The sequence below is a fragment of the Methylobacterium sp. 142-1Y genome (genome assembly GCF_057747795.1).
In genome coordinates, this window is sequence record NZ_CM173224.1 from 2,817,068 (window position 1) to 2,837,519 (window position 20,452).

Consider the following 20,452-nt stretch of genomic DNA (forward strand, 5'->3'; position numbering starts at 1 on the left):
CGCACGGGCGGCCCGCAGCGGGCGAGCCGGAGGCCGATGAGCAGGACACCCCCCGGCGGTCCGTCCCTGGCTCCCGTCCTGTCCCTGGACGAGCAGATGGGCCGGGTCGCCGCGGCCTGCCGGAACCTCGCCTGCGAAGTCGTGCTCCTCGGCCTCGCGGTGCAGAGCGCCTGGTTCGAGGCCTGGATGCAGCCGTTCCTCGACGCGGCGGAGACACAGGCCGCCGGCCTCGCGCGTCGGGCAAGGCGCGACCGTCTGATGCGCCGCGGCGTGCCGGCCCACCTCGCCGGGGAGGCCCTGCGCCTCGTCCCGCGCGGCTCCCGGCCTGAAGGCGCGGGCAGGGGGGCGGATCAGCCGCCGTAGCTCTGCACCAGGGACCCGGCCACCAGGGTCCAGCCGTCGACCAGCACGAAGAAGATCAGCTTGAACGGCAGCGCCACGGTGGCGGGCGGCAGCATCATCATGCCGACCGACATCAGGATCGACGCGACCACGAGGTCGATGATCAGGAACGGGATGAACAGCAGGAAGCCGATCTCGAAGGCGCGGCGCAATTCCGAGATCATGAAGGCGGGGGTCAGGATCTCGAGGCCGACCGCCTCCGGTGTCGCCGGAGTCTGGGCCCGGGCGAGGTCGAGGAACAGCTTCAGGTCCTTCTCGCGCACGCTGCGCAGCATGAAGGCCTTGAACGGCTGGCTCGCCCGCTCGAAGGCCTGCGTCTGCTGGATCTGGCCCGCGAGCAGCGGCTCGATCCCGGTGCGGTAGGCCTCCCGCGCCGTCGGCGCCATCACGAAGGCGGTGAGGAACAGCGACAGGCTGACGATCACGGCGTTCGGCGGCGCCGTCTGGGTGCCGAGCGCCGAGCGCAGGATCGACAGCACCACCACGATGCGGGTGAACGAGGTCGCCATCACCAGCACCGAGGGCGCGAGCGCCAGCACGGTGATGAGGGCGACGAGCTGCAGGGCCCGTTCGGTGACGCCGCCGCTCGGGCCGAGATCGACGGTGAGGCTCTGCGCCATCGCCGTCCCGCCCGACAGGACCAGCAGGGCCACCGTCGCTCGGCAGAGAATCGGGAGGAGGGAGCGGGGAGTGCGGGGCGCCATGGCGGCGCACCCTGGCCTTCACGGGCACGGCCCGCAAGCGCCGCGCCCGCCGCACCCTGTCGAGGGCGGGCGGGCGCGGTTCCGATGCAACAGCCCCGGACGCCCGGGGATCGGCGCCAGGATCGGCGAGAGGATCAGCGCTTGTCGAGCGGCCGGCCGAGGAGCCGGGCGAACTCGGCCTCGATCTCCTCGACCGAGAACGGGTTCTGGACCGAGGCCGGCTTCGCGGCCGGGGCCGGCTCTTCCGGCGGCGGGGGCGGAGGAGCCGGGGGCGGCTCGGGGATGGGTTCCGGCTCCGGCGGGGGGGACGAGGCCGGCTCGGGCTCCGGCGGCGGGGGCGGAGGCGGCTCGGGGATGGGTTCCGGCTCCGGCGGGGGCGGTGGGACCGGTTCGGGCTCCGGCGGCGGGGGCGGCGGGGGCGCCGGCTCCGGTGGGGCCGGCTCGGGCTCCGGCGGCGGGCTCGCCGTCACCGGGGCGGCCGGGCGAGCCGGTGCCACCGCCGAGGAAGGCCGCCGCAGGGCCTCCTCGAGCTGGCGGGCCATGTCGTTGAGGATCGCTGCATCCACGGTCCGCGGCTCGGCCCCGCGGGTGCCGGCCGGGGCGGGAACCGGCTCGGGGGTCGGGACCGGTTCCGGCATCGGCGGCGGAGCCGGCACCACCGGCGGCACCGGCGCGGTGAAGGCGGGAGCCGCGAAAGGAGGCGCCTCTGGAGCCGACGGCATCTCCAGGGGAGGCGGCGTCTGGCGGGCGGCGCGCAGGCTCGGCGGCTCGACCCGGCGCGAGGCGTTGAAGCGCGAGGACGGCCGCGCCGGCTCGGGCGGCAGATCCGGGGCCGGGGCATCCTGCCGGGGGATCGGCGCGAAGGCGGCCGCGACCCGTTCGGGCTCCGGCTCGGGGAAGGGCGGCGGCAGGGGCGCCGGCTCGGTGCCCGCGGGCAGGGGGAGCGGGGCCTCGCTCTCGGGCTCCGACCGGTCGGCCAGCTCCGCCGTCACCCGGGTGCTGCCGGTCCGCACGATGTTGCGCTCGACCACCACGTCGTTCGGTCCGCCGACCAGCAGCAGGTGCTCGGTGTTGTCGCGCCGCAACAGGATCAGCTGGCGCTGCCGGTCCAGCTCGTAGATGTCGACGATGCCGAGCCGCGGCTGCCGGCTGCGGCCGGTCCCGCCGTTGCCCCCCAGGGTGAGGCGGCCCCGGGCGAACCGTTTCGCCCCGAGGGCGAACAGGCTGAGGAGCACGACCATGATCAGGAAGACGATCAGGTAGGAGAGCAAGGGCGAACCGTCCGTCCCGAGGATCGAGGAGAGCAAAGCATGGTCTCTCAGATGAGGCGCACGCGGGGCACGCCGACGATGGGGAGCCTTCTAGCACGGCTGTGCCGGGCCTGCGCAGGGGACGTTTACATATCGTTAACAGCTTTGAGAGGCGTTGCGGACGAGCCGCGCGGGACGCGACGACAGGTGTCGTCTTAACCAGGTTTTAACCATGCGCTAGGCAGATTGTGCCGGTCAAAACCGGAAGGCCCGCCCGTGTCGGTCACCGATCTCCCCCTCGTCGCGATGTTGCGCAACCGGATGCAGTGGCAGCAGACGCGCCAGAAGGTCCTGGCCGAGAACGTCGCCAATGCCGACACGCCGGGCTTCAAGGCCCACGACCTCAAGGCGCCGCGCTTCCGCCCGGACGGCGCCCTGGCAGCCGCCGGCTTGCCGGGGGTCGGCCTGGAGCGCACCAGCCTCGTGCATCTCGCCGGGACCGGCCAGGCCTCCCCGCCGGAGGAGCGGGCGGGCACGCGCTTCGAGATGATGCCGAGCGGCAACGCCGTGAGCCTCGAGGACGAGATGCTGAAGGCCGCCGACAACCAGGGCGACTACCAGCTGGCGAGCCTCCTCTACCGCAAGAGCCTGCAGACCCTGCGCATCGCGGTCGGCAAATAAGTCCTACCGAACCCGCCGCCGCGCCGGCTCCTGCCGCGACGGTCGTCTCCCCGAAACTTCGTCACACCGACCCGAGGTGGGTTCCCATGGATTTCAGCAAGGCGATCGGCATCGCGGCCTCCGGGCTCAAGGTCCAGTCGGGCCGGATGCGGGTGATCTCGGAGAACATCGCCAACGCGGATTCGGCGCCGACCAGCGCCACCGCCGAGCCCTACCGGCGCAAGATCCCGACCTTCACCAACCACGTCGACCGCGAGCTCGACGCCTCGGTGGTCGATCTCGGCCGCGTGCGCAAGGACCAGAGCCCGTTCCGCTCCAAGCAGGATCCGGGCAACCCCGCCGCCGACGCCAACGGCAGCGTGCGGATGCCCAACGTCAACGTCCTCGTCGAGACCGTCGACATGCGCGAGGCCCAGCGCTCCTACGAGGCGAACCTCAACATGGTCACGCTCACCAACCGCATGGTGTCCCGCACCATCGACATCCTCAAGGCCTGACCATGACCACCAACGCTTTCGCGGCCGGCGCCTACGCCGCCATCCAGAACATGGGCCGCACGCCCACCTCCGGCATCGCCGGGGGAGCCGGCACGGGGGAGGGCGGCTTCACCCAGCTCCTGTCGTCGGCCCTCGACGGGGTTTCGGAAGCCGGCAAGCGCGCCGACGGCCAGGCCATGGCGGTCGCCGCCGGCAAGGCCAACGTCGTCGACGTGGTGACCGCCGTGGCCGAGAGCGAGACCGCGCTCCAGACCCTGGTGGCGGTGCGCGACCGGGTGATCTCGGCCTACGAGGACATCATGCGGATGCAGATTTAAGGAAGCGTTGGCGCCCGATGACCGGTCTCGCCATTCTCGACGTCGCCCGCGACGGCATCCTCACCTTCCTGAAGGTCGCCGGCCCGCTGATGGTCGTCGCCCTCGTCGTGGGCCTCGTCGTGTCGCTGTTCCAGGCCCTGACCCAGATCCAGGAACAGACCCTGATCTACGTGCCCAAGATCGTCGCGGTCTTCGCCGCGATGCTGCTGATGCTGCCCTTCATGGGCGATGCGCTGGCCGGCTACATGACCCGCATCGCCGCCCGGATCGCCTCCGGGGGTTGAGCGGGGGAATCCGGATGAGCGGGTCGAGCACGGATTTGACTTGCGGGCGGCGAATCACGGAAGCCTGTTTCATCCTACCCGCGACCTCATCCTGAGGTGCCGAAGCGAAGCGGAGGCCTCGAAGGAGGGCTCCAGATGCCGCTGCGATCCCTGGAGCACTCCTTCGAGGCTCCTTCCAGTCGCACCTCGGGATGAGGTCGTGGTTGGGACGGGCCGCTCGATGCGCCGAGCCGAGTTCGACAATCCCCATCCACCCCGAGTCGCCCCGGACGTGAACCTCCTCCTTCCCGGCCTCGCCTCGGCCTACCTCCTCACCTTCGCGCGGGTCGGCACGCTGGTGATGCTGATGCCGGGCGTCGGCGAGGCGATGGTGACGCCGCGCCTGCGCCTCGCCTTCGCGCTGCTGCTCTCCCTGGTGCTGTTTCCGGTCGCCCGCCCGCTGCTTCCCGGGGGCACCGGCCCGGAGCCCGGCGGCGCCGGCACGGCGCTCGTCGGCGTGCTGTTCGGCGAGATCGCGGTCGGGCTGGTGCTGGGCCTGAGCGTGCGGGCGGTCATCGCCGCGCTCCAAACCGCCGGGACGATCATCGCCCAGCAGCTCGGCCTCTCCTACGCGATGACGGTCGACCCGTCCCTCGGCAATCAGCAGGCGACGCTCGGCAGCTTCTTGAGCCTGCTCGGCCTCACCCTCGTGCTCGCCTCCGACCTGCACCACCTGGCGCTCGCCGGCATCCGCGATTCCTACGCCCTGATGCCGCCGGTCGGCATGCCGGCGACGGGCGATGCCGCCGCCTTCGCGGTGCAGGCGGTGGCCCGCGGCTTCACCCTGGCGGTGCAGATCTCGGCGCCGTTCATCGCCTTCGGCATCCTGTTCAACCTCGGCCTCGGCGTGCTCTCGCGCCTGATGCCGCAGATGCAGGTGTTCTTCGTCGCCACCCCGGCGGCGATCCTGATCGGCATGCTGGTCTTCCTGGCGACGATCGGGGTGATCATGGGGGTGTTCGTCGACGATCTCGGCCGCTTCCTGGCCGATCTCGGGAGGGCGTGAGCGGATGTCGGAACAGGCCGACCAGGAAGACCGCACCGAAGACCCGACCCAGCGACGCCTCGACGACGCGATCAAGCGGGGCGACGTCGCGACGAGCCAGGAGGTCAACACCTTCCTGATGCTCGGCGCCTTCACGCTGGTGTTGATGATCGGCGCCGCGCCCCTCGCCCGCGGCCTGCTCGCCGACCTGCGCGGTCTCCTCGCACATCTGCACGAGGTGCCCTCCGATCCGGCCGGCTACCTCGCCTTCGGCCGCCGTGCGCTCCTCGCCGGGCTCCTCGCGCTCGCCGTGCCGATGGGGGCGGTGGCGGCGGCGGGCCTCGTCGGCGGCCTGTTCCAGCACCCCCTGGTCTGGACCACCGAGACGCTCGCGCCGAAATTCAGCCGGGTCTCGCCGATGGCCGGCCTCAAGCGGCTGCTCGGCCCCGAGGCGTGGTTCCAGTTCGGCAAGGGGGTCGTCAAGATCCTCCTCGTCGGCATCGCCGCCGGTATGGTCCTGTGGGGCGACCGCGACCGGCTCGAGGCCTTCGCCCGGATCGAGCCGCAGGGCGTGCTCCAGGGCACCCTCGCGCTCTGCCTGCGGCTGATGGGCGCGGTGCTGGCCTCCTACGTCGTCGTCACCCTCGGCGACGCCTTCTACCAGCGCTTCCGCTGGCGGGCCAAGCTTCGCATGTCGAAGCAGGAGATGAAGGAGGAGATGAAGGAGCAGGACGGCAACCCGGAGGTGAAGGGGCGCCTGCGCCAGATCCGCATGCAGCGGGTCAAGAAGCGCATGATGGCGGCGGTGCCGGGGGCCAGCGTGATCGTCACCAACCCGACCCACTACGCGGTGGCGCTCCGCTACGAGGCCGGGATGGCGGCACCCGTCTGCGTCGCCAAGGGCGTCGATGCGCTCGCCTTCCGCATCCGCGAGGTAGGGCGCGAGCACGGCGTGCCGGTGGTCGAGAACCCGCCGCTGGCGCGCGCGCTCCACGCCACCGTCGACATCGACGAGGCGGTGCCGCCCGAGCATTACCGCGCGGTCGCCGAGGTGATCGGCTACGTGCTGCGCCTGCGGCGGCGGCACTGATCCGCGGCCCGGACGATTCCGCCCGGGCCGCGTCAAGCCCGCGCGGCGCCTGAGCGAAGGCGCTTTAGCGTGCCGGAACGAACCGGGAATTCATTCCACGGAAACGCCGTGCCTGCTAGGGAACGGACGAGACGGCCCGTTATGGGCAAGAGAATCGGGATCCGGACGCGGCGCCGGCCCCTGGGGAGTGTCGAGGCGACATGCCGGAGTTGAGCTCATCCGCGGCGGAATCCGCCCTCGACCGCTCCGAGCGGCCCGGCCGGGTCAGCCTGCTCCTGCTGCTGGCCGGCCTCCTCGTCGGCGCGGCGGTGGGCCTGAGCTTCGTCGCCAACGAGCAGGCGCAGCCGATCATCCTCGGCCTCCTGGCGCTGCTCGCCATGGCGGGGGTGTTCTGCCTGTTCGCCTTCGCCATCGGGGCGATCCAGCTCACCGGCCAGGGCACCCGCAACGACGTCACCAAGGCGGTGGTCGATGCAGCCCCCGACGGCATGATCGCGATGGAAGAGGGCGGCCGGCCGATCTACGCCAACGCCGCCTACCTGAAGCTCGCCGGCAGCGACACCTTCACCAACCTGCGCCCCGTCGAGCGGGTCTTCGTCGGCTCGCCGGAGGTGTCGGAGGCGGTCTACCGCCTCGCCCAGGCCGCGCGCGAGGGCCGCTCCCTGTCGGAGGAGATCCGCATGGCGCCGCCGCCCGGCGGCACGGCGGAGCGCGACTTCGCCTGGTTCCGCATCGGCGTGCGGCCGCTGCCGCTGCCGCGCCGGCCGGTCTCCCTGTGGAGCGTCGCCGACATCACCCACGAGCGCGAGCGCCAGGAGAACGTCTTCCAGGAACTCCAGCACGCGATCGACTACCTCGACCATGCCCCTGCGGGCTTCATGGCGGTCGATCCCAAGGGCTCGGTCGTCTACATGAACGCGACGCTCGCGGCCTGGCTCGGCCACGACCTGGCCCAGGTCGGCTCGGGCGGCTTGCGCCTGTCCGAGATCCTGCCCGACGATCTCGGGCCCGTCCTCGTCGGCGGCAAGGGCGAGCCCGGCGAGGTCCGCACCGACCGGTTCGACCTGGACCTGCGCCGGCGCAACGGCCACCCGCTCTCGGCCCGGCTCTACCACCGGGTCGCCTACGGCCAGGACGGAAGGCCGGGCGATTCGCGCACCCTCGTACTCAACCGTTCCGCCGGCGGCGAGACCGACGATCCGCAGCAGGCGGCAGAACTCCGCTTCGACCGCTTCTTCAACACCAGCCCGGTCGCGGTGGCGACGCTCGCCGCCGACGGGCGGCTCGTTCGCGCCAACGCCTCCTTCGCGCGGCTGTTCGGCACCCTGCCGCGCACCGGCGACGGCAGCGAGGTCGGTCCGCCGGTGCGCGACTTCGTGGTCGAGCGCGACCGCCACGTCATCGAGGCGGCGGCGCGCGCCGCTGCGGAAGGCCGGGGCGACGTGCCGCCGGTCGAGATCGGGGTCTCGGCGCCGGTCAACCGCTCGGCCCGGATCTGGCTCAGCCCCGCCGGTACGGCCGGCGGCGCCGAGGGCGCGGTGATCCTCTACGCCCTCGACACCACGGCCCAGCACCAGCTCCAGCAGCAGGTCAACCAGGCCCAGAAGATGGAGATGGTCGGCCAGCTCGCCGGCGGCATCGCGCACGACTTCAACAACGTGCTCCAGGCGATCATCGGCTACTCGGACCTCCTGCTCGCGAGCCACCGGCCGACCGACCCGGCCTTCCAGGACATCATGCAGATCAAGCAGAACGCCAACCGGGCCGCGAGCCTGGTGCGGCAGCTGCTGGCCTTCTCGCGCCGCCAGACCCTGCGGCCGGAGGTGATCCATCTCGGCGAGGCTTTGTCCGACCTCACCCTGCTCTTGAAGCGCCTGCTCGGCGAGAGGGTCGAGCTCGACCTCAAGCACGGCCGCGACCTCTGGCCGGTCAAGGCCGACGTCAACCAGTTCGAGCAGGTGATCGTGAACCTCGCGGTCAATGCCCGCGACGCGATGCCGGAGGGCGGGCGCCTGCTGATCCGCACCGCCAACATGATTGCGGAAGCGGTGGGGGCGTTGCGCCTCAACGGCCTGCCGGGCACCGACCACGTCTTGATCGAGGTGAGCGACACCGGCACCGGCATGACCCCGGAGGTGATGGAAAAAATCTTCGAGCCGTTCTTCACCACCAAGGAGGTCAACAAGGGCACGGGCCTCGGTCTCTCGACGGTGTTCGGCATCGTCAAGCAGTCCGGCGGCTATATCGACGTGCGCTCGACCGTCGGCCAGGGCACGGTCTTCGCCATCTACCTGCCGCGTCACGTGCCGGCACCGGAGGTCGAGGCTCCCGAGGCTCTGCCCGAGATCGCCTCGCCCGCGTCCGGCACCGCTCCGGCCGCAGCGGCAGCGCCCGCGTCTGCGGCGGAACCGCCGAAGCCGCCGGCCCGCGACCTCACCGGCCAAGGCACGATCCTGCTGGTCGAGGACGAGGATCCGGTCCGCGCCGTCAACGGCCGGGCGCTCACCGCCCGCGGCTACACCGTGCTGGAAGCCGCTTCGGGCCTGGAAGCCCTGCAGATCATGCAGGAGCGCGAGGTGCCGGTCGATCTCGTCGTCTCCGACGTGGTGATGCCCGAGATGGACGGCCCGACCCTGCTGCGCGAACTCCGCAAGGCCCATCCGAACCTGAAGGTGATCTTCGTCTCGGGCTATGCCGAGGACGCTTTCCGCAAGAACCTGCCCGACGGCGAGGAATTCAACTTCCTGCCCAAGCCGTTCAGCCTGAAGCAGCTCGTCGAGACGGTGAAGACCACGATGGCGGGGTGAGGGGAGGCCGATCGCGTCCTTGTGGCCGCCGCCCGCCGGACTTACATCCATGTATGTAACCAGGAGGTGGCCATGAAGACCGCGATCAGCATGCGCGAGCTCCAGAAGATGTCGGCCGGCGCGATCCAGGCGCTGCCGCACGCGATGCCGATCAAGAACGGTACCGCGACCGTCGGCATCCTGTTGCCGATCCACAGCGTGCCCGAGGAATACATGCGCAAGGTCATTGCCGATATTCGGGCAGATGCGGAAAAGTATACGCCGGAAGAGAATGCGGCCATCGATCGGCTGCTCGCCGAGCGCGGCGCCGAGTGACGGAGGAGCCAGCCGCCGCGGGCATGCCTCGGCGGCACCCTTCCAGGGTGTTGGTCGTCGACACCAACATCGTTCTGAGTGCTGCCTTGGGGCGTCGCTCCATATCAATCTTCGGTACTCTGAATGGCCGGAGGCTCGTGGCGACCTCCGCCCGTGTGGCGGAGGAAGTCCGGCGCGTGCTGGGCGGCCTTCCGGATCTCCCAGCGATTGCACGAGTGCGCGCGGAGATGATCCTCGGCGGAGTCGATGTTATCGATGCCGCGCGTTACGCCGACCACATCGAGCGGGCGGCCGCATTCCTCTCCGACGCCGTCGCCTCCCGCAACGGCTCGACGGCCGACGCCCACGTCCTCGCCTGCGCCTGGCTGCTGGATGCCGACATCTGGAGCCACGATCGCGACTTCGCCGGGACCGGTTGGCCGTCCTGGTCGAACGCCAACCTCCTCCGGGCCCTCGACGGCCCCTGATCCCCCGAAAATCCCCCGGTGAATGCCCCTCCCGCCCTTGCCGACAGAGAACAAAACAAGTACGAAAGACCCAGCCGCGCGATTGAGACTTAGCGCCCCTCCTGCCATAAGGACCCCGCCGACATGGCTCAGCCCCAGACTCGAGTGGTGGAATTTCCGACCATGGACAAAGACAAGTCGAAGGCGATCGACGCCGCCCTCGCCCAGATCGAGCGCGCCTTCGGCAAGGGCTCGATCATGCGGCTCGGCAAGGGCGACAAGGTGCAGGAGGTCGAGGTCGTCTCGACCGGGTCGCTCGGCCTCGACATCGCGCTCGGCGTCGGCGGCCTGCCGCGCGGCCGCGTGATCGAGATCTACGGGCCTGAATCCTCCGGCAAGACCACGCTCGCCCTCCACACCATCGCCGAGGCCCAGAAGAAGGGCGGCGTCTGCGCCTTCGTGGATGCCGAGCACGCCCTCGATCCGGTCTATGCCCGCAAGCTCGGCGTCAATCTCGACGACCTCCTGATCTCCCAGCCCGATACCGGCGAGCAGGCGCTGGAGATCACCGACACCCTGGTGCGCTCCGGCGCCATCGACATCCTGGTGGTCGATTCGGTGGCGGCGCTGACCCCGCGGGCCGAGATCGAGGGCGAGATGGGCGACCAGCAGCCGGGCCTCCAGGCCCGCCTGATGAGCCAGGCCCTGCGCAAGCTCACCGGCTCGATCTCGCGCTCGAACTGCATGGTCATCTTCATCAACCAGATCCGGATGAAGATCGGCGTGATGTATGGCAGCCCCGAGACCACGACGGGCGGCAACGCGCTGAAGTTCTACGCCTCGGTCCGCCTCGACATCCGCCGCATCTCGACCCTCAAGGACCGCGACCAGCCGATCGGCAACAGCGTCCGGGTCAAGGTGGTCAAGAACAAGGTGGCGCCGCCGTTCAAGCAGGTCGAGTTCGACATCATGTTCGGCGAGGGCGTGTCGAAGGTCGGCGAGCTGATCGACCTCGGCGTCAAGGCCGGCATCGTCGAGAAGTCGGGCGCCTGGTTCTCCTACGACAGCCAGCGCCTCGGCCAGGGCCGCGAGAACTCGAAGGGCTTCCTGCGCGACAACCCCGACATCGCCAACAAGATCGAGGCCTCGATCCGGCAGAATTCGGGGCTGGTCGCCGACAAGATCCTGGAGAACGCCACCCCGACGGCGGACGATCTCGACGAGGGGTCGGCCTGATCTTAACGGATCGGCACCGACGATATCGGGGGCCGCCGCGCGATGAGCGCGGTGGCCCCTTCCGTTTTACGGGGCTGTAAAGGACCGAAAAAGCGCGGGTATCCCCCCTCTCCCCGCGGGCGGGGAGAGGGCTCCATCGACCTTGTCGTCGATGGAGCAAGCGCAGGCGAAGCCGGAGCGAGGGTGAGGGGGCCTCGACGAGTGAGGCTCCTCCGGAAACACCCCCTCACCCTCGCCCTGCGGGCTCCTTTCGTCCCCTGCAAGGGGGACGAAAGCCTCTCCCCGCCCGCGGGGAGGGGGGATACCCGCGCCACATCCGGCTGCCGGAAGGCCTGCTCACGTTACGGTGCCCCCGGCCCGGCCCAGCCGAACAGCCCGGCGAACACGAACCCGATCCCGACGATCGCCACGCCCCAGACCGGCGTGCGGATCCACGGAATGCCGAAGCCGTAGATCGGCAGGTAGAGGAGGCGGGCCCAGAAATAGAGCTCCGCTCCCCACGCCACCGCGCCGCCCTGACGGCCCGAGACCGCGGCGGCCAGAACCAGGGCGACGAAGAGCGGGAAGGTCTCGAAGAAGTTGGCCGAGGCCCGCTTCAGCCGGGCGGCGGCGCCGGTGACCTCACCCTCGTTGTCGCGGTTGCCCGCCGCCCAGGTCAGGCCGCCGCGCTGCTGGAGCCCGGCGACGGACGCCGCCATGATGTGGACGAAGCCGAGGGCGGCCGAGAGGGCGAGGAGGCGGATCTCGTCGGTCATGATGGCGTGGCTCCTGCCGGGCGGGCCGGCGGCCGCGCGTCCCCGGGCTTCAGATACTTGCCCCGGCTCAGATAGCGGCGCGGGCCCGCCTCGACACGGGGGAAGCGCGTGACTAAAGACACGCGGATGCATCCGCGGGCCGCCCGCCGGTGCGCCCCGATATCCGCGCCCGCCCGGCCCGCCTTCCGCAGAGACGATTCTTCCCATGAGTGGCGTCAACGAGATCCGGTCCACCTTCCTGGACTACTTCGCCAAGCACGGCCACGAGGTGGTGCCGTCCTCGCCGCTGGTGCCGCGCAACGACCCGACGTTGATGTTCACCAACGCCGGCATGGTGCAGTTCAAGAACGTCTTCACCGGCGTCGAGAAGCGGCCCTACCAGCGCGCCGTCACGGCCCAGAAATGCGTGCGCGCCGGCGGCAAGCACAACGATCTCGACAATGTCGGGTACACCGCGCGCCACCACACCTTCTTCGAGATGCTGGGCAACTTCTCGTTCGGCGACTATTTCAAGCCGCTGGCGATCGAGCTCGCCTGGAATCTCGTCACCAAGGAATTCGGGCTTTCGCCCGAGAAGCTGCTTGTCACGGTCTACGCCGACGACGAGGATGCCGCCACCCTGTGGCGCAAGATCGCCGGCTTCTCCGACGACCGCATCATCCGCATCGGCACCTCCGACAATTTCTGGCAGATGGGCGATACCGGCCCCTGCGGCCCGTGCTCGGAGATCTTCATCGACCAGGGCCCGGAGCTGTGGGGCGGCCCGCCCGGCAGCCCGGAGGAGGACGGCGACCGGTTCCTCGAATTCTGGAACCTCGTGTTCATGCAGTACGAGCAGATCGAGCCGGGCAACCGGGTCGGCCTGCCGCGGCCCTCGATCGATACCGGCATGGGCCTCGAGCGCATGGCGGCGATCCTCCAGGGCGTCAAGAGCAACTACGACACCGACCTGTTCCGCAGCCTGATCGACGCCGTGGCGCATCAGGTCGGCCGGGCGCCCGAGGGCAAGCAGACGGCGTCCTACCGGGTGATCGCCGATCACCTGCGCGCCTCGTCCTTCCTCGTCGCCGACGGCGTCCTGCCGAGCAACGAGGGCCGCGGCTACGTGCTGCGCCGGATCATGCGCCGCGCCATGCGCCACGCCCAGCTCCTCGGCTCCCGCGACCCGATGATGTATCGGCTGGTCCCGACCCTGGTGCGCGAGATGGGCCAGGCCTATCCCGAGCTCGTCCGCGCCGAGAGCCTGATCGCAGAGACCCTGCGCCTGGAGGAAACCCGCTTCCGCCGCACCCTGGAGCGCGGCCTGTCGATCCTCGACGCCGAGACCCGCGACCTCTCGGAGGGCGGCAGCCTGTCGGGTGAGACCGCCTTCACCCTCTACGACACCTACGGCTTCCCCCTCGACCTGACCCAGGACGCGCTCAAGTCCCGCGGCATCACGGTCGACACGGACGGCTTCACGGCCGCGATGCAGCGCCAGCGCGCCGCCGCGCGGGCCGCCTGGTCGGGTTCGGGCGAGGCCGCCACCGAGACCCTGTGGTACGGCTTGCGCGAGCGCACCGGCGCCACCGAGTTCCTCGGCTACGACACCGAGGAGGCCGAGGCGGTCGTCACCGCCTTGGTGCGCGGCGGCGTCGAGGTCGAGGCGATCCGGGCCGGCGAGGAGGGTCTCCTCGTCGTCACCCAGACGCCGTTCTACGGCGAATCCGGCGGCCAGGTCGGCGATACCGGCATCGTCACCGGCCAGGGCCTTCGGGTGCGCGTCACCGCGACCGAGAAGAAGCTCGGCGATCTCTTCGTCCACCACGTCGCCGTGGAGGAGGGGAGCCTGACCCTCGGCCAGCCGGTCGAGCTGAAGGTCGATCACGGGCGCCGCTCGGCGATCCGCGCCAACCATTCGGCCACCCACCTGCTGCACGAGGCCCTGCGCCAGGTGCTCGGCGACCACGTCGCCCAGAAGGGCTCGCTGGTCGCCCCCGAGCGCCTGCGCTTCGACATCAGCCATCCGAAGCCGATCGAGACCGAGGAGCTGGCCCGGGTCGAGGAGATCGCCAACCGGGTGCTGCTCCAGAACGAGCCGGTGGTGACGAAGCTGATGGCGGTCGACGACGCCATCGCGTCGGGCGCCCGGGCGCTGTTCGGCGAGAAGTACGGCGAGGAGGTGCGGGTCGTCTCGATGGGCCGCGACACGGCCGCCGACGGCCGCGCCAAGACCTTCTCGGTGGAGCTCTGCGGCGGCACCCATGTCGGGCGCACCGGCGATATCGGTCTCGTGACGGTGCTGGCCGAGAGCGCGGTCGGGGCCGGCGTGCGCCGGATCGAGGCGATGACGGGCGACGCCGCCCGCCGGCATCTGGCCGGCGAGAGCCGTCAGCTCGCGGCGATCGCCGCCCTGCTCAAGGCGCCGGTGGCCGAGGCGCCCGAGCGCCTGGCGAGCCTGCTCGACGAGCGCCGCCGGATGGAGCGGGAACTCTCCGATGCCCGCCGCAAGCTCGCGATGGGCGGGGGCGCGGCCGGCGGCAGCGACGACGGCGTGCGCGAGGTCGCCGGCACCAAGCTGATGGCCCGGGTCGTGCAGGGGGTCGAGATGCGCGACCTCAAGAGCCTCGCCGACGAGGGCAAGAAGCGGCTCGGCTCCGGAATCGTGGCGATCGTCGGGGTGGCGCCGGACGGCAAGGCCGGCCTGGTCGTCGGCGTGACCGAGGACCTGACCGGCCGGTTCGACGCCGTCGCCCTGGTACGGGCGGGTGCGGAGCGGCTCGGCGGCAAGGGCGGTGGCGGACGCCGCGACATGGCCCAGGCGGGCGGCCCCGACGGGGCGGCGGCCGAGGCCGCCCTGGAGGCGATCGCGGCGTCCCTCTCGGCCATGTGAGGCTGCACAAGCCGGCCGGGCCTGCGAGGCAGACCCGGCCGCGGCCGACGAGGTTTCGCGCCATCTCGCCTGAGCGTATAGGCCGACCTGTCGGGACATCGTCCCGAAGGTTTGCCCATCCGTCCAGAAATTCCGCGGCGTGCCGATCCACGCGGCCTTCCCGGTTGCGCGGGGCTGTACGCACGCCTGGAGCATCGTCCGATCGCGCTGCAATCAGACGATGCTCCAGGCCTTTGATTCTGCCGCATTTTCTGCGACGAACCGGTCTCCACTTCGTCGGAAAATGCTCTATTGCCCTTCGCCGTCTCCGGTCTGCGGCCGATCTTGCTCATCTCGCGCCTGCGAAGTAGAGGCTGCAGGCATGCGGCCTGCGGCAGGTCCGGGCGACGCCGTTGTGCCATGTTTGCCGGGCAAGAGCCCCGCATCGATCAGGCGCGCGTTATCGGAAGGTGGGCAGGATGCAGGTCATCGATCAGGCGATCCCGGCGGTGAAGCTGGTGATCCCGAAGCGGCACGGCGATGCCCGCGGCTGGTTCTCGGAGACCTACCGGGCCGACCTCCTGGCCGCCGGCGGCATCGAGGACCGCTTCATCCAGGACAACCAGTCCTTCTCGGCGCAGCAGGGCACCGTCCGCGGCCTGCATTTCCAGCGCCATCCCTTCGCCCAGGCCAAGCTGATCCGCGTCCTCTCCGGGGCGATCCTCGACGTTGCGGTCGACCTGCGCCGGGATTCGCCCACCTACGGCCGGCACGTCGCCGCCCGCCTCGACGCCGAGAACGGCCACCAGCTCTACGTGCCGATCGGCTTCGGCCACGGTTTCTGCACCCTCGAGCCGGACACGATGGTGGCCTACAAGGTCGCCGGCGGCGTCTACAGCCCCGAGCATGACGGCGCCGTGCTGTGGAACGATCCGGACCTCGGCATCGACTGGCCGGTGAGCGAGGCCGAGGCCCAGCTCTCGGCCAAGGACACGATCGCGCCCCGCTTCGCCGACCTGCCCCCGCTGTTCTGACGCCCTGACGGGCACCCACCTTTTCGGAGATCACCCACCCCATGCGCATCCTCGTCACGGGCGGCTGCGGCTTCATCGGCTCGGCCCTGGTCCTGCACCTCGTCCAGGAACTCGGCCACGAGGTCCTGACCCTCGACGCGCTCACCTACGCGGCGAACCCGATCTCGCTGATGCCGCTCAAGGGCGACAACCGGCACCGCTTCGCCGAGGCCGATATCTGCGATCACGAGAAGGTCGGTGCGCTCTTCTCCGAGTTCCGCCCCGAGGCGGTGATGCACCTCGCCGCCGAGAGCCACGTCGACCGCTCGATCACCGGGCCGGGTGCCTTCATCCGCACCAACGTCGTCGGCACCCAGGTGATGCTGGAGGCGGCCCGCGCCTACTACAACACCCTCGAGGGGCCTGAGCGCGACGCCTTCCGCTTCCTCCACGTCTCGACCGACGAGGTCTACGGCTCGCTACCCCCGGGCGGCTTCTTCACCGAGGACAGCCGCTACGACCCGCGCTCGCCCTACTCGGCCTCGAAGGCGGCCTCCGACCACCTGGCCCGGGCCTGGCACGAGACCTACGGCCTGCCGGTGCTGGTGACCAACTGCTCGAACAATTACGGCCCGCGGCACTTCCCCGAGAAGCTGATCCCGCTGATGATCCTCAACGCGCTGGAGGGCAAGAACCTCCCCGTCTACGGCGACGGCCAGAACGAGCGCGACTGGATCCACGTCGAGGACCATGCCCGCGGCCTCGTCGCCGTGCTGGAGAAGGGCCGGGTCGGCGAGACCTACCTGCTCGGCGGCCGCTCGGTGCGCAACAACCTCGACGTGGTCAAGACGCTCTGCGCGATCTTCGACCGTCTCCGTCCCGAGGCCGGCCCGCACGAGCGCCTCATCAAGTTCGTCACCGATCGCCCGGGCCACGACCGGCGCTACGCCATCGACCCGAGCAAGGCCGAGGCCGAGGTCGGCTACAAGCCGAGCCGCACGTTCGAGCAGGCGCTCGAGGACACCGTGCGCTGGTACCTCGACAACGAGTCGTGGTGGCGCCCGATCCGCGAGGGCCGCTATTCCGGCGAGCGCCTCGGCCTGAGCGCGGAGTAAGGCGATGGCGCGGCGGGAGATCTTGGTCCTCGGCGGCGGCGGGCAGGTCGGCACCGAGTTGCAGCGGCAATCCTTCGGGGAGGGCGTGGTGATTCACGCTCCGACCCGGGAGGCGCTGGACATCACCGACGAGGCCGCGGTCGCCCGCGCCGTTGCCGAGCGGCCTTACGCGGCGGTGATCAACACCGCCGCGTACACGGCGGTCGACAAGGCCGAGAGCGACGTGGCGGCGGCCTGGCGGCTCAACGCGCTGAGCGCTGCCTACCTGGCGGCGGAGACGGCGAAGGCCGGCATCCCGCTCATCCACGTCTCGACCGATTACGTCTTCGACGGGACCGGCACGGGGGCCTACGCCGCCGATGCGCCGGTGCACCCGGTCAGCGTCTACGGCGCCAGCAAGGCCGCCGGCGAGATGGCGGTGCGCACCGGCAACCCGCGCCACGCGGTGGTCCGCACGGCCTGGGTGGTGAGCCCGCACCGGGCGAACTTCGTCAAGACGATGCTGCGGCTTTCGGCCGAGCGCGACAAGCTGACGGTGGTCGACGACCAGCGCGGCTGCCCGACCTCGGCCGGCGACCTCGCGGCGGCCCTCGTCGCGATCGCGCTCCGGCTCATCGAGGACGAGGCGGCGCCCGCCGGCACCTATCACTGCGTCAATGCCGGGGCGACGACCTGGTACGACTTCGCCAAGGCCATCATGGCGGGTGCGGCGGCGCGGGGTGCGCGTGCGGTGCCGGTTGAGCCGATCCCGAGCACGGCCTTCAAGACCCCGGTCACCCGGCCGGCCAATTCCGAACTCTCGACCGAGACGCTGACCGCCACGTTCGGCCTCGTGCCGCGCCCGTGGCAGGCGGCCCTCGACGACATCCTGGACCAGCTGATCGGTCCCGCTGCGAAACAAGCCTGAGGAGTTTTCGATCATGAAGGGCATCGTGCTCGCCGGCGGATCCGGCACGCGGCTGCATCCGGCGACGCTGGCGATCAACAAGCAGCTGCTGCCGGTCTACGACAAGCCGATGATCTACTATCCGGTCTCGGTGCTGATGCTGGCCGGCATCCGCGACATCCTGCTGATCTCGTCGCCGGAGCACATCGACAATTACAAGCGCCTGTTCGGCACCGGCGAGCAGTTCGGGATCAACATCTCCTACGCGCTGCAGCCGAAGCCGGAAGGGCTGGCCCAGGCCTTCATCATCGGCCGCGAATTCGTCGGCGACGATTCGGTCGCGCTGGTGCTCGGCGACAACCTGTTCTTCGGCGCCGGCATGCGCCAGCTCCTAGCCAAGGCCAAGGCGCGCGAGACCGGCGCGACGGTCTTCGCCTACCACGTCGACCAGCCCGAGGCCTACGGCGTCGTCACCCTCGACAAGCAGGGGCGCGCCACCAAGCTCGTCGAGAAGCCGAAGAACCCGGAATCGCCCTGGGCGGTGACAGGCCTCTACTTCTACGACAACCAGGTGCTCGACATCGCCGCCGCGGTGAAGCCCTCGCCCCGCGGCGAATTGGAGATCACCGACGTCAACCAGGCCTATCTCGATCGCGGCCAGCTCCACGTCGAGTGCATGTCGCGCGGCTATGCCTGGCTCGATACCGGGACCCACGACAACCTGCTGGAAGCCGGCGAGTTCGTCCGCGTCATCCAGCACCGCCAGGGCATGCAGGTCGCCTGCCTGGAGGAGATCGCCTATCTCCAGGGCTTCATCACCCGCGAGCAGGTGGTGGCCCGCGGCCAGCTCTTCGCCAAGACCAATTACGGCCAGAGCCTGCTGCGGCTCGCCCGTGAGGAGGAGCCGGGCCAGGGCCTCTGATCCCATCCACCCGCCGTCGCATTGAGGGCCGCGCCACCCCCGCGAGGGGAGGGCGCGGCCCTTTGCGTTCCGGGCCGGCGCCGGCGCCGCCGAGACCTGTGCCTCGCCCAAAAAGACCGAGTTTTCGCCCTGCCCCGGCGCATGCTAAGGCCGCATCACGGTCAAGCCTCCCGGCGGGTGCGCGACTCTTCTTCAGGAATGGGCGACAGCATGAAGGACATCCTCGAACGGCTCGACCAGCGGCGTGCGCAGGCCCGGGTCGGTGGCGGCGAGAGCCGGGTGGCGGCGCAGCACAAGCGCGGTAAGCTCACGGCGCGCGAGCGCATCGAACTCCTCCTCGACTCCGGGTCGTTCGAGGAATTCGACATGTTCGTGCAGCACCGCTCGATCGATTTCGGGATGGAGAAGCAGAAGATCCCGGGCGACGGCGTCATCACCGGCTGGGGCACCATCAACGGCCGCGCCGTCTTCGTGTTCTCGAAGGACTTCACGGTCTTCGGCGGGTCGCTCTCCGAGGCGCATGCCCAGAAGATCATCAAGGTCCAGGACATGGCGCTCAAGATGCGCGCGCCGATCATCGGCATCTTCGATGCCGGCGGCGCCCGCATCCAGGAGGGTGTGGCTGCGCTCGGCGGCTACGGCGAGGTGTTCAAGCGCAACGTCACCGCGTCCGGCGTGATCCCGCAGATTTCTGTGATCATGGGACCGTGCGCGGGCGGCGACGTCTACTCGCCGGCGATGACCGACTTCATCTTCATGGTGCGCGACACGAGCTACATGTTCGTGACCGGGCCCGACGTGGTGAAGACCGTGACCAACGAGGTGGTGACGGCGGAAGAGCTCGGCGGCGCCAAGGTCCACACCTCGAAGTCGTCGATCGCCGACGGTTCCTACGAGAACGACGTCGAGGCGCTGCTGCAGATCCGGCGCCTGATGGACTTCCTGCCGGCCAACAACCAGGCCGGCGTGCCGGAGCTGGAGAGCTTCGACGATCCCGCCCGCCTCGACCGCAGCCTCGACACGCTGATCCCCGACAACCCGAACAAGCCCTACGACATGGGCGAGCTGATCCGGCGGGTGGTCGACGAGGGGGACTTCTTCGAGATCCAGTCGGCGTATGCGCGCAACATCATCACGGGCTTTGCCCGGATCGAGGGCCGCACCGTCGGAATCGTCGCCAACCAACCGATGGTGCTGGCCGGCGTGCTCGACTCGGACGCCTCGCGCAAGGCCGCCCGCTTCGTGCGCTTCTGCGACGCCTTCTCGATCCCGATCGTCACCTTCGTCGACGTGCCGGGCTTCCTGCCGGGCACGGCACAGGAATATGGCGGGCTCATCAAGCACGGTGCCAAGCTGCTCTTCGCCTTCAGCCAGGCGACGGTGCCGCTCGTCACCGTCATCACCCGCAAGGCCTTCGGCGGCGCCTACGACGTGATGGCCTCCAAGCATGTCGGCGGCGACGTGAACTACGCCTGGCCGACCGCCCAGATCGCCGTGATGGGCGCCAAGGGCGCGGTCGAGATCATCTTCCGCCAGGATCTCGGCGATCCGGAGAAGATCGCGGCCCGCACGGCCGAATACGAGGAGCGCTTCATGTCGCCCTTCGTCGCCGCCGAGCGCGGCTACATCGACGAGGTGATCATGCCCCACTCGACGCGCCGCCGCGTCGCCCGGGCGCTCGCCATGCTGCGCACCAAGGAGAGCGAGCAGCCCTGGAAAAAGCACGACAACATTCCGTTGTGATACGGAATCCGGAAGATGACTTCCGGATTCCGTATCACTCACACCTAGAGCACTTCACGATCGCGTTGCCATCGCGAAGCTCTCTAGGTTTTTGATTTTGCCGCATTTTCTGCG

20 protein-coding genes are annotated in these 20,452 nt (G+C 70.1%); 17 read left to right on the top strand and 3 right to left on the bottom strand.

Features of this window, described 5'->3' with window-relative positions:
• Window positions 1-36 precede the first annotated feature (36 nt).
• Window positions 37-363: a hypothetical protein gene (locus AC3AOF_RS12745; RefSeq protein WP_488348723.1), complete on the top strand. Its 327-nt coding sequence runs from the start codon at window positions 37-39 to the stop codon at window positions 361-363.
• On the opposite strand, the gene fliP is transcribed toward AC3AOF_RS12745, so the two are convergent.
• Together fliP and AC3AOF_RS12755 are read right to left on the bottom strand one after the other, a co-directional pair.
• Window positions 351-1,106, bottom strand: coding sequence for a flagellar type III secretion system pore protein FliP (gene fliP, locus AC3AOF_RS12750; RefSeq protein ID WP_336886936.1), 756 nt, complete (start codon window positions 1,104-1,106; stop codon window positions 351-353). The genes AC3AOF_RS12745 and fliP overlap by 13 nt on opposite strands.
• A 134-nt stretch (window positions 1,107-1,240) precedes the next feature.
• The gene (locus AC3AOF_RS12755; RefSeq protein ID WP_488348724.1) at window positions 1,241-2,413 is read right to left on the bottom strand and encodes a hypothetical protein; all 1,173 of its coding nucleotides are present in this window, start codon (window positions 2,411-2,413) and stop codon (window positions 1,241-1,243) included.
• Window positions 2,414-2,632: 219 nt separating this feature from the next.
• Here AC3AOF_RS12755 and flgB point away from each other — a divergent pair, with 219 nt between their 5' ends.
• The 10 genes from flgB (at window position 2,633) to recA (ending at window position 11,053) form a co-directional block, all read left to right on the top strand.
• A complete protein-coding gene (flgB, locus tag AC3AOF_RS12760; protein ID WP_203154738.1) occupies window positions 2,633-3,037 on the top strand; it encodes a flagellar basal body rod protein FlgB in 405 nt (134 codons plus the stop codon).
• Window positions 3,038-3,123: 86 nt separating this feature from the next.
• Window positions 3,124-3,534, top strand: a complete 411-nt coding sequence (flgC, locus tag AC3AOF_RS12765; protein WP_236990444.1) for a flagellar basal body rod protein FlgC — start codon at window positions 3,124-3,126, stop codon at window positions 3,532-3,534.
• A gap of 2 nt (window positions 3,535-3,536) precedes the next feature.
• Entirely contained in the window at window positions 3,537-3,851 is a 315-nt protein-coding gene (fliE, locus tag AC3AOF_RS12770; RefSeq protein WP_236990443.1) for a flagellar hook-basal body complex protein FliE, read from the top strand.
• A 17-nt stretch (window positions 3,852-3,868) separates the two neighbouring features.
• Window positions 3,869-4,135, top strand: a complete 267-nt coding sequence (gene fliQ, locus AC3AOF_RS12775) for a flagellar biosynthesis protein FliQ (protein ID WP_236990442.1) — start codon at window positions 3,869-3,871, stop codon at window positions 4,133-4,135.
• A 271-nt stretch (window positions 4,136-4,406) separates the two neighbouring features.
• Window positions 4,407-5,180 (top strand): flagellar biosynthetic protein FliR, encoded by a 774-nt coding sequence (gene fliR, locus AC3AOF_RS12780; RefSeq protein WP_236992810.1) that lies wholly within the window; start codon window positions 4,407-4,409, stop codon window positions 5,178-5,180.
• Window positions 5,181-5,184: 4 nt separating this feature from the next.
• Window positions 5,185-6,249, top strand: coding sequence for a flagellar biosynthesis protein FlhB (gene flhB, locus AC3AOF_RS12785; RefSeq protein WP_236990441.1), 1,065 nt, complete (start codon window positions 5,185-5,187; stop codon window positions 6,247-6,249).
• A gap of 200 nt (window positions 6,250-6,449) precedes the next feature.
• Window positions 6,450-9,056 carry a cell cycle histidine kinase CckA gene (cckA, locus tag AC3AOF_RS12790; protein ID WP_488348725.1) on the top strand — a complete coding sequence of 869 codons (2,607 nt, stop codon included), beginning with the start codon at window positions 6,450-6,452 and terminating at the stop codon, window positions 9,054-9,056.
• 72 nt (window positions 9,057-9,128) lie between these two features.
• On the top strand, window positions 9,129-9,371 hold the full coding sequence (locus AC3AOF_RS12795) for a hypothetical protein (RefSeq protein WP_488348726.1): 243 nt from the start codon (window positions 9,129-9,131) through the stop codon (window positions 9,369-9,371).
• 23 nt (window positions 9,372-9,394) lie between these two features.
• Entirely contained in the window at window positions 9,395-9,838 is a 444-nt protein-coding gene (locus AC3AOF_RS12800; protein ID WP_488348727.1) for a PIN domain-containing protein, read from the top strand.
• 162 nt (window positions 9,839-10,000) lie between these two features.
• On the top strand, window positions 10,001-11,053 hold the full coding sequence (gene recA / locus AC3AOF_RS12805) for a recombinase RecA (protein WP_442919285.1): 1,053 nt from the start codon (window positions 10,001-10,003) through the stop codon (window positions 11,051-11,053).
• A gap of 341 nt (window positions 11,054-11,394) precedes the next feature.
• Here the strand turns inward: recA and AC3AOF_RS12810 are convergent, their stop codons facing one another.
• A complete protein-coding gene (locus AC3AOF_RS12810; RefSeq protein WP_488348728.1) occupies window positions 11,395-11,808 on the bottom strand; it encodes an MAPEG family protein in 414 nt (137 codons plus the stop codon).
• A gap of 205 nt (window positions 11,809-12,013) precedes the next feature.
• Between AC3AOF_RS12810 and alaS the strand changes: the two genes are divergently transcribed.
• The 6 genes from alaS (at window position 12,014) to AC3AOF_RS12840 (ending at window position 20,338) form a co-directional block, all read left to right on the top strand.
• Window positions 12,014-14,680 (top strand): alanine--tRNA ligase, encoded by a 2,667-nt coding sequence (gene alaS, locus AC3AOF_RS12815; RefSeq protein ID WP_488348729.1) that lies wholly within the window; start codon window positions 12,014-12,016, stop codon window positions 14,678-14,680.
• Window positions 14,681-15,138: 458 nt separating this feature from the next.
• Window positions 15,139-15,693 carry a dTDP-4-dehydrorhamnose 3,5-epimerase gene (gene rfbC / locus AC3AOF_RS12820; protein WP_236990434.1) on the top strand — a complete coding sequence of 185 codons (555 nt, stop codon included), beginning with the start codon at window positions 15,139-15,141 and terminating at the stop codon, window positions 15,691-15,693.
• A gap of 41 nt (window positions 15,694-15,734) precedes the next feature.
• Entirely contained in the window at window positions 15,735-16,787 is a 1,053-nt protein-coding gene (gene rfbB, locus AC3AOF_RS12825) for a dTDP-glucose 4,6-dehydratase (protein WP_236990433.1), read from the top strand.
• Window positions 16,788-16,791: 4 nt separating this feature from the next.
• Window positions 16,792-17,694, top strand: coding sequence for a dTDP-4-dehydrorhamnose reductase (rfbD, locus tag AC3AOF_RS12830; protein WP_488348730.1), 903 nt, complete (start codon window positions 16,792-16,794; stop codon window positions 17,692-17,694).
• A gap of 13 nt (window positions 17,695-17,707) precedes the next feature.
• On the top strand, window positions 17,708-18,595 hold the full coding sequence (rfbA, locus tag AC3AOF_RS12835) for a glucose-1-phosphate thymidylyltransferase RfbA (protein ID WP_203153368.1): 888 nt from the start codon (window positions 17,708-17,710) through the stop codon (window positions 18,593-18,595).
• A 210-nt stretch (window positions 18,596-18,805) separates the two neighbouring features.
• A complete protein-coding gene (locus AC3AOF_RS12840; RefSeq protein ID WP_236990431.1) occupies window positions 18,806-20,338 on the top strand; it encodes an acyl-CoA carboxylase subunit beta in 1,533 nt (510 codons plus the stop codon).
• Window positions 20,339-20,452: the final 114 nt, after the last annotated feature.

Bases quoted from the DNA above. Each gene is read 5' to 3' on its own strand.
- AC3AOF_RS12745 (WP_488348723.1), top strand. From the start codon at position 37: ATGAGCAGGACACCCCCCGGCGGTCCGTCCCTGGCTCCCGTCCTGTCC.
- fliP (WP_336886936.1), bottom strand. From the start codon at position 1,106: ATGGCGCCCCGCACTCCCCGCTCCCTCCTCCCGATTCTCTGCCGAGCG.
- flgC (WP_236990444.1), top strand. From the start codon at position 3,124: ATGGATTTCAGCAAGGCGATCGGCATCGCGGCCTCCGGGCTCAAGGTC.
- fliE (WP_236990443.1), top strand. From the start codon at position 3,537: ATGACCACCAACGCTTTCGCGGCCGGCGCCTACGCCGCCATCCAGAAC.
- fliQ (WP_236990442.1), top strand. From the start codon at position 3,869: ATGACCGGTCTCGCCATTCTCGACGTCGCCCGCGACGGCATCCTCACC.
- flhB (WP_236990441.1), top strand. From the start codon at position 5,185: ATGTCGGAACAGGCCGACCAGGAAGACCGCACCGAAGACCCGACCCAG.
- cckA (WP_488348725.1), top strand. From the start codon at position 6,450: ATGCCGGAGTTGAGCTCATCCGCGGCGGAATCCGCCCTCGACCGCTCC.
- AC3AOF_RS12795 (WP_488348726.1), top strand. From the start codon at position 9,129: ATGAAGACCGCGATCAGCATGCGCGAGCTCCAGAAGATGTCGGCCGGC.
- AC3AOF_RS12800 (WP_488348727.1), top strand. From the start codon at position 9,395: ATGCCTCGGCGGCACCCTTCCAGGGTGTTGGTCGTCGACACCAACATC.
- recA (WP_442919285.1), top strand. From the start codon at position 10,001: ATGGACAAAGACAAGTCGAAGGCGATCGACGCCGCCCTCGCCCAGATC.
- AC3AOF_RS12810 (WP_488348728.1), bottom strand. From the start codon at position 11,808: ATGACCGACGAGATCCGCCTCCTCGCCCTCTCGGCCGCCCTCGGCTTC.
- alaS (WP_488348729.1), top strand. From the start codon at position 12,014: ATGAGTGGCGTCAACGAGATCCGGTCCACCTTCCTGGACTACTTCGCC.
- rfbC (WP_236990434.1), top strand. From the start codon at position 15,139: ATGCAGGTCATCGATCAGGCGATCCCGGCGGTGAAGCTGGTGATCCCG.
- rfbB (WP_236990433.1), top strand. From the start codon at position 15,735: ATGCGCATCCTCGTCACGGGCGGCTGCGGCTTCATCGGCTCGGCCCTG.
- rfbD (WP_488348730.1), top strand. From the start codon at position 16,792: ATGGCGCGGCGGGAGATCTTGGTCCTCGGCGGCGGCGGGCAGGTCGGC.
- rfbA (WP_203153368.1), top strand. From the start codon at position 17,708: ATGAAGGGCATCGTGCTCGCCGGCGGATCCGGCACGCGGCTGCATCCG.
- AC3AOF_RS12840 (WP_236990431.1), top strand. From the start codon at position 18,806: ATGAAGGACATCCTCGAACGGCTCGACCAGCGGCGTGCGCAGGCCCGG.